This is a genomic window from Bradyrhizobium sp. USDA 3364, from assembly GCF_054056355.1.
Genome location: NZ_JBSRYG010000002.1, coordinates 2752765 through 2767389, shown reverse-complemented (window position 1 = coordinate 2767389; position 14625 = coordinate 2752765). Strand labels below are relative to the sequence as shown.

Annotated in this window: 12 protein-coding genes and 2 pseudogenes; 5 read left to right on the top strand and 9 right to left on the bottom strand. The window is 64.3% G+C overall.

The window, feature by feature from the left end; translation table 11 throughout:
• The first annotated feature begins 305 nt into the window (after positions 1 to 305).
• Both ACVILL_RS12960 and fsrB read left to right on the top strand, forming a co-directional pair.
• Positions 306 to 2406 (top strand): annotated as a pseudogene (locus ACVILL_RS12960) (TonB-dependent siderophore receptor).
• Positions 2407 to 2413: 7 nt separating this feature from the next.
• Positions 2414 to 3697 (top strand): siderophore utilization protein FsrB, encoded by a 1284-nt coding sequence (fsrB, locus tag ACVILL_RS12955; protein ID WP_456729395.1) that lies wholly within the window; start codon positions 2414 to 2416, stop codon positions 3695 to 3697.
• Positions 3698 to 3751: 54 nt separating this feature from the next.
• On the opposite strand, the gene ACVILL_RS12950 is transcribed toward fsrB, so the two are convergent.
• The 4 genes from ACVILL_RS12950 to rsmI all read right to left on the bottom strand — a co-directional run bounded on the left by ACVILL_RS12950 (position 3752) and on the right by rsmI (position 7211).
• Positions 3752 to 4723: an MBL fold metallo-hydrolase gene (locus ACVILL_RS12950; RefSeq protein WP_456729394.1), complete on the bottom strand. Its 972-nt coding sequence runs from the start codon at positions 4721 to 4723 to the stop codon at positions 3752 to 3754.
• Positions 4724 to 4911: 188 nt separating this feature from the next.
• Positions 4912 to 5859 carry a glutathione synthase gene (gene gshB, locus ACVILL_RS12945; protein WP_456729393.1) on the bottom strand — a complete coding sequence of 316 codons (948 nt, stop codon included), beginning with the start codon at positions 5857 to 5859 and terminating at the stop codon, positions 4912 to 4914.
• A 25-nt stretch (positions 5860 to 5884) separates the two neighbouring features.
• Complete coding sequence (locus tag ACVILL_RS12940; protein WP_456729392.1) at positions 5885 to 6313, bottom strand: YraN family protein; 429 nt, start codon at positions 6311 to 6313, stop codon at positions 5885 to 5887.
• Positions 6258 to 7211 (bottom strand): 16S rRNA (cytidine(1402)-2'-O)-methyltransferase, encoded by a 954-nt coding sequence (gene rsmI / locus ACVILL_RS12935; RefSeq protein ID WP_456729391.1) that lies wholly within the window; start codon positions 7209 to 7211, stop codon positions 6258 to 6260. The genes ACVILL_RS12940 and rsmI overlap by 56 nt, the downstream gene beginning before the upstream one ends.
• Before the next feature lie 320 nt (positions 7212 to 7531).
• Between rsmI and ACVILL_RS12930 the strand changes: the two genes are divergently transcribed.
• Positions 7532 to 8737 (top strand): penicillin-binding protein activator, encoded by a 1206-nt coding sequence (locus tag ACVILL_RS12930; RefSeq protein ID WP_456729390.1) that lies wholly within the window; start codon positions 7532 to 7534, stop codon positions 8735 to 8737.
• A gap of 165 nt (positions 8738 to 8902) precedes the next feature.
• Here ACVILL_RS12930 and ACVILL_RS12925 read toward each other — a convergent pair.
• Together ACVILL_RS12925 and ACVILL_RS12920 are read right to left on the bottom strand one after the other, a co-directional pair.
• Positions 8903 to 8992 (bottom strand): annotated as a pseudogene (locus ACVILL_RS12925) (IS1 family transposase); the annotation flags it as partial.
• 16 nt (positions 8993 to 9008) lie between these two features.
• Positions 9009 to 9779, bottom strand: coding sequence for a hypothetical protein (locus ACVILL_RS12920; RefSeq protein WP_456729389.1), 771 nt, complete (start codon positions 9777 to 9779; stop codon positions 9009 to 9011).
• 376 nt (positions 9780 to 10155) lie between these two features.
• Between ACVILL_RS12920 and ACVILL_RS12915 the strand changes: the two genes are divergently transcribed.
• Positions 10156 to 10389, top strand: coding sequence for a hypothetical protein (locus ACVILL_RS12915; RefSeq protein WP_456729388.1), 234 nt, complete (start codon positions 10156 to 10158; stop codon positions 10387 to 10389).
• 351 nt (positions 10390 to 10740) lie between these two features.
• On the opposite strand, the gene hemW is transcribed toward ACVILL_RS12915, so the two are convergent.
• Genes hemW through rph form a run of 3 tightly spaced genes read right to left on the bottom strand, consistent with a single transcriptional unit; the run spans position 10741 to position 13260 of the window.
• Positions 10741 to 11913: a radical SAM family heme chaperone HemW gene (gene hemW, locus ACVILL_RS12910; RefSeq protein WP_456729387.1), complete on the bottom strand. Its 1173-nt coding sequence runs from the start codon at positions 11911 to 11913 to the stop codon at positions 10741 to 10743.
• Positions 11900 to 12535: an RdgB/HAM1 family non-canonical purine NTP pyrophosphatase gene (gene rdgB / locus ACVILL_RS12905; protein ID WP_456729386.1), complete on the bottom strand. Its 636-nt coding sequence runs from the start codon at positions 12533 to 12535 to the stop codon at positions 11900 to 11902. The genes hemW and rdgB overlap by 14 nt, the downstream gene beginning before the upstream one ends.
• Before the next feature lie 11 nt (positions 12536 to 12546).
• Positions 12547 to 13260, bottom strand: coding sequence for a ribonuclease PH (gene rph / locus ACVILL_RS12900; RefSeq protein WP_456729385.1), 714 nt, complete (start codon positions 13258 to 13260; stop codon positions 12547 to 12549).
• 182 nt (positions 13261 to 13442) lie between these two features.
• On the opposite strand from rph, the gene hrcA reads away from it, so the two are divergent.
• Positions 13443 to 14531: a heat-inducible transcriptional repressor HrcA gene (gene hrcA / locus ACVILL_RS12895; RefSeq protein ID WP_456729384.1), complete on the top strand. Its 1089-nt coding sequence runs from the start codon at positions 13443 to 13445 to the stop codon at positions 14529 to 14531.
• The last annotated feature ends 94 nt before the right edge of the window (positions 14532 to 14625 follow it).

Here is a 14625-nt window from a genome sequence, read left to right as displayed (position 1 = left end):
TCGCACGCACAGTCTCGATCTATTCCAACCGCCGAGGCCTGTACTCGCGAGCGCTGCGCTGTAGAGCCGGATCACACATCCATCCAGGCTGACATCAGGGGCGCCTTCGCGTGATCGATCGACTTGCTTCGCATTCCACCCGTCAACATCCAACGCTGCGAACGATCGGTCTATGTACCGCCGCCGTACTTGCCGCCGGAGCCACGGTCGAACGTGCGCAAGCGCAAACGGAACTGCCGGCGGTCAGCGTGGATGCGCCTCAGCAGCGCGCGGCCGCCGCGAATGCAAAGCCGGTTCGTCGTCCGATGACCGCGCGCGCGACCCGCGCCAATCGTGCGGCTCGTTCCCAGCAGGCGACGACTCAACCGGCGGCGCGCAGCGGCACAGGTGCCGGTGAGCGCGCCGGTGGCCCGGTTGCCGGATTCGTTGCGACGCGCTCGGCGACGGCGACCAAGACCGACACGCCGCTCATCGAAACCCCGCAATCGATCTCGGTCGTCACGACGGACCAGATCAGGAACCAGGGCGCGGAATCGGTCGGCGCGGCATTGCGCTACACCGCAGGTGTCAGCGGCGACGTCAACGGCGGTTCGGATACCCGCTTCGGCGGCTTGCAGATCCGCGGCTTCGACATGACGATGCCCGGCCTCTATCTCGACGGCCTGCGGCTGCCGAGCAGCAACTACGTGCACTTCCTCGGGCTCGATCCCTACGGCGCCGAGCGCCTCGAAGTCCTGAAGGGACCATCCTCCGCGATGTACGGCGGCAGCGGCACCGGCGGCATCCTCAACTATGTCAGCAAGCTGCCGACCGCGCGCGAGTTCGGCGAAGTGTCGCTGTCCGGCGGCAGCTTCAACCGCTATCAGGGCGAATTCGATATCGGCGGCCGCGCCAACAAGGAAGGCACGGTGCTGTGGCGCCTGACCGGCGTCGCGCGCGACGGCGAGACCCAGGTCGACTTCACCAAGGACAATCGCGTCTTCATCGCTCCCGCCGTCACCGTGAAGCCGAACGACGACACCACGATCACCTTCCTGGCGAATTATCAGAAGGAGCGGACCGGCTGGGGCCTGCAGTTCCTGCCGCCGTCCGGCACCGTCTGGGCCAACAGCGGCCGCTTCATTCCGAACACGCGCTTCGTCGGCGAGCCGGGCTTCAACCAGTTCGACACCGAGCAATCCTCGGTCGGCTACATGCTGTCGCACGACTTCAATGACGCGCTGACCTTCCGCCAGAACCTGCGCTATTCGTGGATGCACAACGAGCAGAAGAGCTTCTACGGCACCGGCTATGCGTCGGCGGCCGACGAAGCCGGAGGGCTCCTGTCGCGCGGCGGCTCCGGTGGCAGCTCGACGATCGATTCCTTCGCGGTCGACAACCAGCTGCAAGGCAAATTCGTCACCGGCATGCTGAGCCATACGACACTGTTCGGCGTCGATTACCGCAACACGTCGTTCCGCGACTTGGCCTCCAGCTTCAGCACCGGCAAGATCAACGTGTTCGCGCCGGTCTATACCAACAGCTGGACCAACAACGGACCGTTTGACGACACCGGCATCAAGCAGTCGCAGGCCGGCCTCTATCTGCAGGACCAGATCAGGCTAGGCGGGTTGTCGTTCCTGATCGGCGGGCGGCAGGATTTCGTCACCACGGATCTCGACAACAATCTCGCGAGAACGTCGACCTCGACCGATGCCTCGGCGTTCACCGGCCGGGCCGCCGTCATGTACAAATTTCGACAATGGCATCGCGCCATATTTCAGCTATTCGGAATCCTTCCTGCCGGTGCTGAGCATCAACGCCGCCGGCGAGCTGCTAAAGCCGGAAAGCGGCGTGCAATACGAAGTCGGCGTCAAGTACCAGCCGGTCGGCATCAACGCGCTGATCACGCTGGCCGCCTTCGACCTGACCCGATCCAACGTCGTCACCTACGCGCCGCCGTCGTATTTCGCGGAGCAGACCGGCGAGGTCAGATCGCGCGGCATCGAGCTCGAAGGCACTGCGACGCTTGCCGAGGGCGTCAACATCCGCGGCGGCTACGCCTATATCGACGCTGTCGTCACCAAGGATCCCGTCAATGTCGGCAAGGCGCCGGTCACCGTCCCGCTCAACCGCTTCTCGCTGTGGGGCGATTACACAGTTCAGGGCGGTCCGCTCGCCGGTATCCAGTTTGGGGGCGGCGTCCGCTATGTCGGATCGACGTTCGGCGATGATGCCAACACCTTCAAGGTGCCGGCATCCACCGTCATCGACACGCTGCTCGCCTACACCAAGGACAATTATCGCCTCTCGCTCAACGTCACCAACCTCGCCGACACGCGCTACGTGGCGGCCTGCTACGGCAATACCAGCTGCTTCTACGCCGAGGGGCGCAAGGCGGTCGCGAAGCTGACCTATCGCTGGTGAATTCTCCATGAGACCGATCCTCGGACGACTGCATCGCTGGGCGGGACTTCTCACCGCGGCGTTCCTGTTCTTCTCGGGCGTCACCGGCGCGATCATCTCGTGGGACCACGAGATCGACGATGTGCTCAACAGCAAGCTGTTCGAGGTGACCAGCGCGGGACCTGCGATTCCGTCGGTCGATCTCGTCAAGCTGATCGAGCAACGCGATCACCGTGCCCGCGTCGTCCACATGTTCACGACGGCGGAGAAAGGCGAATCGCTGTGGTTCTTCGTGTTGCCGCGAATCGATCCGCAGACCGGCAAGCGTTACGCGCTCGACTACAACCAGATCTTTCTCGATCCAAATACCGGCGCCGAACTCGGGCGCCGCTATTGGGGCGCGGTCTGGCCGGTAAGCCGGGAAAACTTCGTCTCGTTCCTCTACAAGCTGCATTACACGATGCACATCCCCGAATTCTGGGGCAGCGATCGCTGGGGCATGCGTTTCCTCGGCGTCATCGCGGTGATCTGGACGATCGAATGCTTCGTCGGCTTCTACCTGACCCTGCCGTCGCGGCGGCGGGCTAAAGCTGCGCCGGCGATGCCGGCCGTCCGGGGCAAGGGCTTCTGGGCCCGCTGGGCACCGGCGTGGAAGATCAAGACGTCGGGCAGCGCGTATCGAATCAATTTCGACATTCACCGCGCCTTCAGCCTGTGGACCTGGGCATTGCTGTTCGTGATCGCGTTCACGGCATTCTCGCTCAACCTCTATTTCGAGGTGTTTTCGCCGGTGATGAAGACGGTGTCCAACTACACGCCGACACCCTATGAGCAGCGGCCGTATCGTCATCTCGACGATCCGATCGAACCGAAGATGACCTATGCGGACATCGCCACGCGTGCCGCGGCGGACGGCAAGGCGCGCGGCTGGACCACACCGATCGGTTCGATCAATTACGGTCCGGCCCATGGCGTCTATGCGGTCGCATTCTTCGAGCCGGGCGATGAGCATGGCGCCGCCGGTGTGGGCCCGGCGCAGCTCTATTACGACAGCGAGGATGGCCGCCCGCTGGGCGAGCGGCTGCCGTGGGTCGGCACCGCGGCCGACATCTTCGTGCAGATGCAGTTTCCCTTGCATTCCGGCCGTATCGTGGGCTTGCCCGGGCGCATCCTGATCTCGCTGATGGGATTGGTGGTTGCGGCGCTGTCGGTGACCGGCGTGGTGATCTGGTGGCGCAAGCGTCGCGCGCGGATTGGGGCGCGAGATGCGGCGATCACAGGCGCCGGCCGGCGCCTCGCACCGGCGGAATAGGTCGAACATTCGGGAGCGGCGGCAGCCGCTCCCGAATGCAGCGTCGTCAGTCCGTCACAGCGTCATCTGCATAGGCTCTGGATAATAGTGGAAGCCCTCGCCGGCCTTGGCGACGTGGCCGTAGCCGGGCCAGGCGAAGTGATAGGACATCACCGGCGTCTTGTTCGCCGCCAGCATCTCCAGGAGCTTGACCCGCGACGCCGCCGCCTGCTTCGGGTCGGTGTCGTAGGAGAATTCCATCCGCGGCCGCTCCAGCAGCAGCACCGCGTGATGCGAGAGGTCGCCGAGGAAGGCGAAGGATTTGCCGCCCGAGCTCACCATGAAGATGGAGTGACCGACGGTGTGGCCGGGCGCTGCGATCGCGGTCACGCCGGGCAGGAATTCCTGGCCATCCTTGAAGAACACGATGCGGTCGCGCACCGGCAGCAGGTTCTTGCGGGCGTGCACGATGAAGTCCTTCAGCGGACTGCCCATCTTGCCTTCGTCGGTCCAGAACTCGAGATCGCTCTGCGCGATGTAGTACTGCGCATTCGGGAACAACGGCTTGTCGTCGCCGCCGACAATGCCGCCGATATGATCGATATGGGCATGCGACAGCACGACGGCGTCGATGTCCTCCGGCTTGATGCCGGCCTCCTGCATGCTCTTCTGCTGCCGGCCGGTGGTCTTGCCGAACAGTTGCGAGGTGCCCATGCCGGTATCGAACAGGATCAATTTGTCGCCGGTGTTGACGATCGGCGAATTCTGCTCGAGCACGACATTGTCGGGCGAGAGGAAGTTGTCGGAGAGCATCTTCTTCACCTCTTCCTTCGGCACGCCGGTGAAGGTGCCGGAGGGATCGCCGAGCGGCAGCGGGCCGTCGGATACGACGGTCACTTCGGCGTCGCCGAGAACGAAACGATGCCAATAGGGAGTCTGCGTGCCGAGCTTCGGCGCGCGTGCCTGTACGGTGCCGCCGAGCATGGTGCTGGCGCCGAGACCGGCACCGAGCGCGAGCAAGGATCGTCGTGAGACATTGAGCGTCATAACGTCTTCCTCCACATTTTTTATGAGATTGTCGCGTTGTTGCCCGCGCGTTGACCCGCCGCTTGACCTGACGCAGGCAAGAGGATGCTGCCCGCGCCTGCGCAAGCTGGCAAGTAGAATAAGGCGAACGCAGGCACGACAAAGCGCTGGCTAAAATTCAGCCAGCCTGTGCGGCGCACAAAGGAGGATTATTTCGCGGCGCGCTTCTTCTCGATGGTATCCCAGATCATCGCCGCGACGTCGGGACCGTTGAGCCGCGCAATGGCGCGGATGCCGGTCGGCGATGTGACGTTGATCTCGGTCAGGTTGCCGTCGATCACGTCGATGCCGACAAACAGCAGGCCGCGCTCGCGCAGCTCGGGCCCAACGGTAGCGCAAATGTCACGCTCGCGTTCCGAGAGCTCGGTTGCCTTGGCCGCGCCGCCGCGCACCATGTTGGAGCGCAGATCGTCCGCGGCCGGCACGCGGTTGACGGCGCCGGCGAATTCACCGTCGACCAGGATGATGCGCTTGTCGCCATGCTTCACCTCGGGAAGGAAGCGCTGGATCACCCAGGGTTCCTTGAAGGTGACCGAGAACATGTCGAACAGCGAGCCGAAATTCATGTCTTGCGGCATCACGCGGAACACCGCGGCGCCGCCATGGCCGTGCAACGGTTTCATGACGACGGCGCCGTGCTGGTCGCGGAATGCGTTGATCTCGTCGAGGTCGCGCGAGATCAGGGTCGGCGGCATCAGCTGCGGGAAATTCATCACGAACAGCTTTTCCGGCGCGTTGCGCACGCTGGCCGGGTCGTTGACAACAAGCGTCTTCGGATGGATGCGCTCGAGGAAATGCGTCGAGGTGATGTAGGCGAGGTCGAACGGCGGATCCTGCCGCAGCAGCACGACGTCGAAGCCGTTCAGCGCCTCGCGCTTCGGCTCGCCCAGCGTGAAATGATTGTCGGCCTCGTCGCGCACGGTGAGAGACTGCACCGGCGCAACCAACTCCTCGCCGCGCAGCGACAGCTTGTCGGGCGTATAGTAGGAAATGCCGTGGCCGCGCTTCTGCGCCTCGAGCAGCAGCGCAAAGGTGGAATCGCCGCGGATGTTGATGCGCGCGATGGGATCCATCTGGACGGCGATCTTCAATTTCATAGGCGTGTCCCGCGAGGTCTTGAGGTTAATTGGGGCTGGCGTCGAATGCCGCTAACAGATGGCGCGGCAGGCTCCTCGGCGCAATCAGCACGGCGTCGAATCTGAGATCAAATTCGGCATGTTCGGGATGCGCCATCAGCCAGGCCTGGGCGGCATTGACGATGCGCTGCTGCTGGCGCGGCGTCACCGCGTAGGCGGCGTCGTCGAGGCTGGCCCGCGCCTTGACCTCGACGAAGGCGACGAGGTTGCGCCGGCGCGCCACCAGGTCGATCTCGCCATAGGGGGTGCGGAAGCGTCTGGCGAGGATGCGATAGCCCTTGGCGATCAGCAGCGCCGCGGCGCGGCTTTCGGCCGAGATGCCGGTGCGGAACGCGGCGACGCGCTCCGGCGAGGCGCTGTCAGACTTCGCCATCGCCGTCCCCGGTGGTTTTCGCAAGCTCGAGCGCGCGGGCATAGACCTCGCGGCGCGGCCGGCCGGACAGTTCGACGGCGTGGGCGACCGCATCCTTGACGCTGCCACGGGCGAGCTGCGCGCGCAGCAGCTCGTCGAGCGCGTCCTGGTCCATCGTCCCGGCATCGTCGGCCGGCGGCCCGATCACGAGCACGAACTCGCCGCGGGTTTCCAGCGCGTCCGCGCCTGCCGCAAGCTCGGCGACCGGCGCGCGCGTGACTTCCTCGTGCAGCTTGGTCAGCTCGCGGCAGATCGCGGCATCGCGCCCTTCCATGATCGCGGCGAGGTCGCGCAGCGTGTCCTGCACGCGATTGCCGGAGTCGAACATCACGAGCGTCGCATCGATCCGGGCGAGCTCGGTGAGGCGGGCGCGGCGCGCGTGCTCCTTCGCCGGCAAGAAACCCTCGAAGAAGAACCGGTCGGTCGGCAGCGCTGCAACCGACAGCGCCGTCAGCACCGACGACGGCCCGGGCACCGCGATGACGGCATGGCCGGCGGCGCAGACCTCGCGCACCAGCTTGAATCCGGGATCGGAGATCAGCGGCGTGCCGGCGTCGGAGACCAGCGCGATCGCGGCGCCTTGCGCCAGCCGCTCCAGGATCTTGGGCCGGGCCTGGGCCGCGTTGTGCTCGTGGTAGAGAGCGAGCTCCGCGGTGATCGCGTAACGCTCGGTCAGGCGGCGCGTAATTCTGGTGTCCTCGCAGGCGATGACGTCGACGCCGGCCAGCGTCTCCAGCGCGCGCAGGGTGATGTCGGCGAGGTTGCCGATCGGGGTTGCGACCAGATGGAGCCCGGGCGCAGCCCTTGGCGCGGCCAGTTGCTGGCCGCCGATCGAAAAGGTTCTGGCCGCAGCGCCCGTTGTGGCATCCGAATGGTGGAGGGAACTGGCTTTTGCGCGCATAATGCCAATCTAGAGCGTTTTCGAGCGAAGTGGATACCGGTTCGCGTGAAGAAAACGCGTCAAAACAAGAATCTAGAGCCCCGTTCCGATTCAATCGGAACGGAATAGGCTCTAGAGGGATGGCAGCGCTTGCGCCACATCCGCAAACGGCGGTGGCGCAAGACCGTTGCCGGGGGAATGGCGGCCGCGGCAACGGCGCCGCGGGGCCATAATCCTTTTGTTTTAGTTCACTATTCGCCGACAATATGCCTGAATCCACCGGCCTCATCCGAGCCGGATGGAGTCCTGGCCGATCACGGTCGGCCAAGAGAAGAGAGACAATGGAAGGCCCGCATCACCAAAAGTCCCCGTCGTCGGGTACGACCCGGCGGACTGCGCTTGGCCTTATCGTGGGCGCGCCGCTGCTGTCGGCCTGTTCCGGCGTCCAGCAGAGCCTGAGCCAGTTTACCAGCGGCAACCCGGAGGGGGGGCCCGCCGGCCCGCAGCAGCAGCCGCAGGCGGTTGGCACCGGGCAGGTCAAGATCGGGCTGATCCTGCCGTTATCGGCGTCCGGCAATGCCGGGCTCGCCGCGCAGTCGATGCGGAACGCCGCCGAAATGGCGCTGGCGGAATTCCAGAACCCGAACATCCAGCTCCTGATCAAGGACGATGGCGGCAGCCCGCAGGGCGCATCGCAAGGTGCCCAGCAGGCATTGTCCGAAGGCGCCGAGATCATTCTGGGGCCGCTGTTCGCGGGTTCGGTGCCGGCCGTCGCGCAACTGACGCGGCCGCGCGGAACCTCGGTGATCGCGTTCTCCACCGATTCGAGCGTGGCCGGGCGCGGCGTCTATCTGCTGAGCTTCCTGCCGGAGTCCGACATCAATCGCATTGTCGACTATTCCGCCGGGATCGGAAAACGCTCGTTTGCCGCGATGGTGCCGGACAACGCCTATGGCAACGTGGTCGAGGCCGCATTCAAGCAGGCGGCGGGCCGCAAGAACGGCCGCGTCGTCGCATTCGAGAAATATGGCGCCGACCGCGCGACCCCGGCGCGGACCGTGGCGCAGGCGCTCGGCCAGGCCGATGCGCTGTTGATTGCCGACGACGGCGATTCGGTGGTCGCGACCGCCGACGCGCTGACCGCTGCCGGCGCCAATCTGCACAACATCCAGCTGCTCGGCACCGGGCTGTGGGACAATCCGCGGGTGTTCGCGAGCCCGCTTCTGCAGGGCGGCCTCTATGCCGCGCCCGATCCGTCCGGCTTCCGGAGCTTCGCCGGCCGCTACCGCACCAAATACGGCAGCGAGCCGGTGCGCACCGCGACGCTTGCCTATGATGCGGTGGCGCTGATGGCGGCACTTGCCCGCACCCAGGGCGCGCAGCGCTTCGCGCCGGAGACGCTGACCAATCCGTCCGGCTTTGCCGGTATCGACGGCTTGTTCCGCTTCCGCTCCGACGGCACCAACGAGCGCGGCCTTGCGGTCATGAAGGTGGCGTCAGGTGGTGGCACGCCGGTTGCGGGCTCGCCGAAAAGCTTCGGGGCCTGATCATCGGACGCGTTTTCTTCACGCGAACCGGCGGTAGTCGATGAGTTTGATTGTGTCCTTTCGCGCGCCTCGAGTGCTTCGATCGCCTCCACGAGGTCAGTCATTTCTCAGAGGTGGTTGTTGACGCTAGCCAACCATTGCTGCTGATGTCATCTTCAAGCTCTAATGAACGCGCACCAAGTTATAAAACATCGCGTGAAGTGCGACCGCGCAAGCATGGTGTGCGATCTTCTCAGAGAAGCCGTTCGTGAGGCGTCAGTTTCGACTTCCATTATTCGTCATTCGATTCGCCACCGTCCGTAGATGGTCCCGGCTGGCTGACGATTCGTCGCTTTCGGCGTGCGATTTCAGCTCGCTTTAGTTCAATCATCGTCTCGACCATACTTAGGGCTTCTTCAGTGTCGATTTCGGGGCTCGCAACGATCCTCACGAAGCCTCCTTCCTCGAAATCATATCGAGCGATCTGTCGGCCATCCTCCTGAGAAATCGTATGTTTTAGGAAGACTTCAGCATCCTTATGAAGGGGCGGACTCAGCACTTGGGTTTCCTTTGTCTCGAAAGGTTGTGCCGAATCATAACCCCGTTCCTCACCCCCCACCATTTCTGATGTCTCACGATAAGCGGAGATAACTTGGCCGACCGCGCCGGGAGCGAATCCCTTGCGTAATAAGTAATTACGAAGCAAGTCCTCGTTTGGCATCGCGCCGGGAAAGCGATCCGCAAGCTCAGCAAAAAGAGTTGGCTCTCCGGCTGCTGCCCTGATTGCCTCTGCCTTTTCTTGTGGAGTGTGAGGATGGAGGATGCTCAATGCACGCTCGCTAACCTTCACCTCGTCCCCGACACGCTCCAAAAGCCCATATTTGTGAAGCGCAGAGATGGCTGTAGCCGACGCGCCATTCAGGGAATTGTAGCCCATGCCCTTTGCTACCACTTCACGCGGTGCGGCATGAGTATGCACGGAACGGTACAGGGCTGTTACCTTCCCGATGGCATCCGGCAAGCTGATCGCCGGGTAATTCGGGGAGCGAATACGTTTATCCATAGCTTTATCTCCAATCCTAACGCGAGATAACGTAATTCGGGGAGCCTTTCTCGTCAATCTGATTTATCCACGACTTCACGTTAGCACTGACGAAAGCGCTTGCGAGTCCTATTTTGGGCGTGTAGGCTGTTCGGGAACTACTAAGGGTGGCCGATGAGAAGAGCGTTAGGGGGTTCGTCCCTGCTTACCGACGAACTCACCAGTAACACGAAGGCCCGCCCCTGACCAGCTTTGAAGGGTCGGACAGGAACGGGCCGTGGTGAGCACCCCTTACGGGGACGTGGTGGAATTGGTAGACACAGCGGTCTTTAAAACCGAGGCTTCGCGGCATACGGGTTCAAGTCCCGTCGTCCCTACCGACCCTAAACGCTAGAAGATGCTAGCAGAATCCGAGCAGCGGCGCACTAACTCTTTTTCAGCGCGCCTCTGCTCCTTTCTTGGCAATCACGGATGGCGGCGCATTTTTCAGGCCTCGACTTTCCTCCCTTCAATCCAGCTCGCCGACCACGATCTCCTGGATCAGGATCACGCGGTGCAGGCCCGGGACGTCGCCGGTGCCGAGATCGATGATGTGCTTGGCGCGCTGATTCGGATCGCGCCCAGCGCTTGAGGATCATTTCAGCGGGTTCTTGTGGGGACGCGCTGTCCCATCAAAGTGCTGGGGAATCAGCGAACAACCCGGATTTCGTTCTTTGTGCTCGAAATGAGCGGCCGACCCATCCGTTCCGGTCGCATGAGCCTTAACCTGACCCAAGCATTCGATACATCGATAAGTGAGCGCGCGGCCGAGCCGTAGGGCTTCCTGAATGGATGTTTGACGCCATCCGCCGGTCGAGAGCCGAAGTTCCGCTTGGTCCATTCGCCAAATATGGCCCTGATCGCCATCGATTCCTAGCTGTCCCGGCCGCCACACTCAAACCGACGCACTACCGAACCGGAAGCCTCTGGGCCTGAAAACGCTCTAGGCCGCCAGATCCGCGACGACGGCGTCGAGCACCGGGAAGCCCGATTTCGTCACGCGCAGCCGTCCGTCGGCATCGACGGCGATCGCGCCTTCTTCGCGCAGCATCGCGATCCGGTGCGGATCGAGCTTTCGGCCGGAGAGCTGCGCATAGCGCTTCGGGTCGATGCCCTCGGCGAGCCGCAGCCCCATCAGCAGGAATTCGTCGGCGCGCTCTTCGCTGTTGAGGCTGTCATCGGTGACGACGCCGTGACCGCGCTCCTCGACGTTCAGCAGCCAGGCCTCGGGCCGCCGCTCGGTCGCCGTCGCGTGCCTGATGCCATCGATGTCGAGCCGGCCATGCGCGCCGGGGCCGATGCCGGCATATTCTTCGCCGCGCCAGTACACCAGATTGTGCTTGCACTCCGCGCCGGCGCGGGCGTGGTTGGAGATCTCGTAGGCCGGCAATCCCTCGCGGGCGCAGACCTCCTGGGTCACGTCGTAGAGCGCGCGCGACGTCGCTTCATCCGGCGTCTGCAATTTGCCGGCGGCATGCAGCCCGAAGAACGGCGTGCCTTCCTCGATCGTGAGCTGATAGAGCGACAAATGCTCGGCTGCTTCCGAGATCGCCTGCTTCAATTCATCGGCCCACATTCGCGGCGTCTGGTCGGGGCGCGCATAAATCAGGTCGAACGAGTAGCGATCGAATGCCGAGCGCGCGATCGCCACCGCATCGAGCGCCTCGCGCGCGGTGTGCAGACGGCCCAATGCTTTCAGCGACGCGTCGTCCAGCGCCTGCACGCCGAGCGACACGCGGTTGACGCCGGCGGTGCGATAGCCGCGAAAGCGCGTCGCCTCGACGCTGGTCGGATTGGCCTCGAGCGTCACCTCGACGTCGCGCGCGACCTGCCAGTGCTTGCCGATCGCATCGAGCACGGCGCCGACGGTCTGTGGCTGCATCAGCGACGGCGTGCCGCCGCCGAGGAAGATCGAGGACACCTCGCGGCCCGGCACCCGCGCCGCGGTGGTCTCGATCTCGCGGGCGAAGGCGCGCACGAAGCGGTCCTCGTCGACGGGCGCATGCCGGACGTGGCTATTGAAATCGCAATACGGGCATTTCGACAGGCAGAACGGCCAGTGCACGTAGACGCCAAACGCCTCTCGTTGAGCGGCTTCTCGTTCAGCGTGGCTCAAGGCAGATCTCCGCGAGCTTCACGAAGGCGCGGGCGCGATGCGACAGGCCGAGCCCGAGCGGCGGCAGGCCGTGCTTCTCGATGCTGGTCATCTCGCCGAAGGTCCGCGTGTAACCGTCCGGCAGGAAGGCCGGATCATAGCCGAAGCCGGCGGTGCCGCGCGGCGGCCAGACCAGGGTTCCATCGGCGCGGGCCTCGACCTCCTCGAGATGATCGTCCGGCCAGGCCACGCATAGCGCGGAGACGAAATGCGCCTTGCGCTGCTCCGGCACGGTGGCGCCGCGCTCCTGCAGCAGCCGCTCGATCCGCGTCATCGCCGCCATGAAGTCCTTGCCCTCGCCGGCCCAGCGCGCGGAATAGATTCCGGGCGCGCCGTCGAGCGCATCGACCACGAGACCCGAATCGTCGGCGAAGGCCGGCAATCCCGTCGCCTTCGCCGCTGCGATCGCCTTGATCGCCGCATTGGTGCGAAAGCTGTCGCCGGTCTCTTCTGGCTCAGCCAGATCGAGCTCGCCGGCCGACACCGCCTCCACGCCATGCGGCGCCAGCAGTTCCCGCATCTCGGCAAGCTTGCCGGGATTATGGGTGGCGATGACGAGTCTTCCGGTGATTCGGCGATGCATGACCAATCAGACTACGCGACCGCGATCTTTTGCAAGTCGACCAGACGCGCGACACCTTTGCGCGCCAGCGCCATCAGCGCCAGGAATTCGTCTTGCGTGAACGGCGTCTTCTCGGCGGTGCCCTGTACCTCGATGATCCGGCCGTCGCCGGTCATGACGAAATTGGCATCGGTCTCGGCCTCGGAGTCCTCGGCATAGTCGAGATCGAGCACCGGCGTGCCCTGGTAGATGCCGCAGGAGATCGCCGCCACATTGTCGCGCAACACGTTGGTCTTCAGCATGTTGCGGGTCTTCATCCAGTTGATGCAGTCGGCCAGTGCCACCCATGCACCGGTGATCGAGGCGGTGCGGGTGCCGCCGTCGGCCTGGATGACGTCGCAATCGACCGTGATCTGGCGCTCGCCGAGCGCCTCGAGATCGACGGCCGCGCGCAGCGAGCGGCCGATCAGCCGCTGGATCTCGACCGTACGGCCGCCCTGCTTGCCGGCCGAGGCCTCGCGGCGGGTGCGTTCCAGGGTGGCGCGCGGCAGCATGCCGTATTCGGCGGTGACCCAGCCGCGGCCCTGGCCCTTCAGCCATGGCGGCAGCCGCTCTTCCAGCGTCGCGGTGACCAGCACATGGGTGTCGCCGAACTTCACCATGCAGGAACCCTCGGCATATTTGACGACGCCGCGTTCCAGCGACACGGGACGCAGTTCATCGGGTGCACGGCGGCTTGGCCGCATGAAATCCTCCAAAAATCCGACAGATATGGCTGGGCGTGCTTGTAGGAGGGGCAGGGGGCAGCGGCAAGGGTTTTGGCAAGGGTTTTGGCGAGGGTTTTCGGCCCCGGTATCAAGGGGTGAATGCCGCTTGTCACCGGCCCTCCGGATCGACAAATTAGGCGGTAATTGTGAGGGACTGGAGTGTGACTCATCACGATCCGATCGGCCTGATCGCCCCGCATGCCGGGCTCGCCCAGCTCAACGAGCGTTCGCGCGACATTTTTCGTCAAATCGTCGAAAGCTACCTCGCCACCGGCGAACCGGTCGGCTCGCGCAACATCTCGCGCCTGATCGCATTACCGCTGTCGCCGGCCTCGGTCCGCAATGTGATGTCGGATCTCGAGCAGCTCGGCTTGATCTATGCGCCGCACACCTCGGCCGGCCGATTGCCGACCGAGCTCGGCCTGCGTTTCTTCGTCGACGCCCTGATGCAGGTCGGCGACCTCACCGAGGCCGATCGTCAATCGATCCAGACCCAGCTTGCGGCCGTCGGCCGTGCGCAATCCGTCGAGGCGGCGCTCGGCGAGGCGTTGACGCGGCTATCGGGCTTGACCCGCGCCGCGGCTGTCGTGCTGACCCAAAAGTCGAATGCACGGCTGAAGCACATCGAATTCGTGCGGCTGGAGCCGGAAAAGGCGCTGGTCGTGCTGGTCGGCGAAGACGGTCAGGTCGAGAACCGCGTGCTGGCGCTGCCGCCGGGTGTTCCGTCCTCGGCCCTGACGGAAGCGACCAATTTCCTCAATGCGCGGATTCGCGGCCGGACGCTGGCCGAAGCACGGCTCGAGCTCGAGACGGCATTGACGCAAAACCGCGCCGAGCTCGATCAGCTCACGCAAAAGGTCGTCGCGGCCGGCATCGCGAGCTGGTCCGGCGGCGAGAACGAGGACCGCCAGCTGATCGTGCGCGGTCACGCCAACCTGCTCGAGGATCTCCATGCGCTCGACGATCTCGAGCGCATCAAGTCGCTGTTCGACGATCTCGAAACCAAGCGCGGCGTGATCGATCTGCTCGGCCGCGCCGAGCGTGGCGAAGGCGTGCGGATTTTCATCGGTTCGGAGAACAAGCTGTTCTCGCTGTCTGGTTCCTCCACCATCATCGCGCCCTATGGCGACGCCCAGGGCCGGATCGTCGGCGTGCTCGGCGTGATCGGGCCGACCCGGCTGAACTATGCGCGGGTGATCCCGACCGTTGACTATGCCGCGCGCATCGTCAGCAAGATGCTGGGCGGCTGACCGGAGCGGATTTCGCTTTCATTTGACGGGTTTCGTTCACCCAAGCCGGAGATCCCTCTGCCCGAAACCGGTATGTTGCGCTTGATTTTCGCCG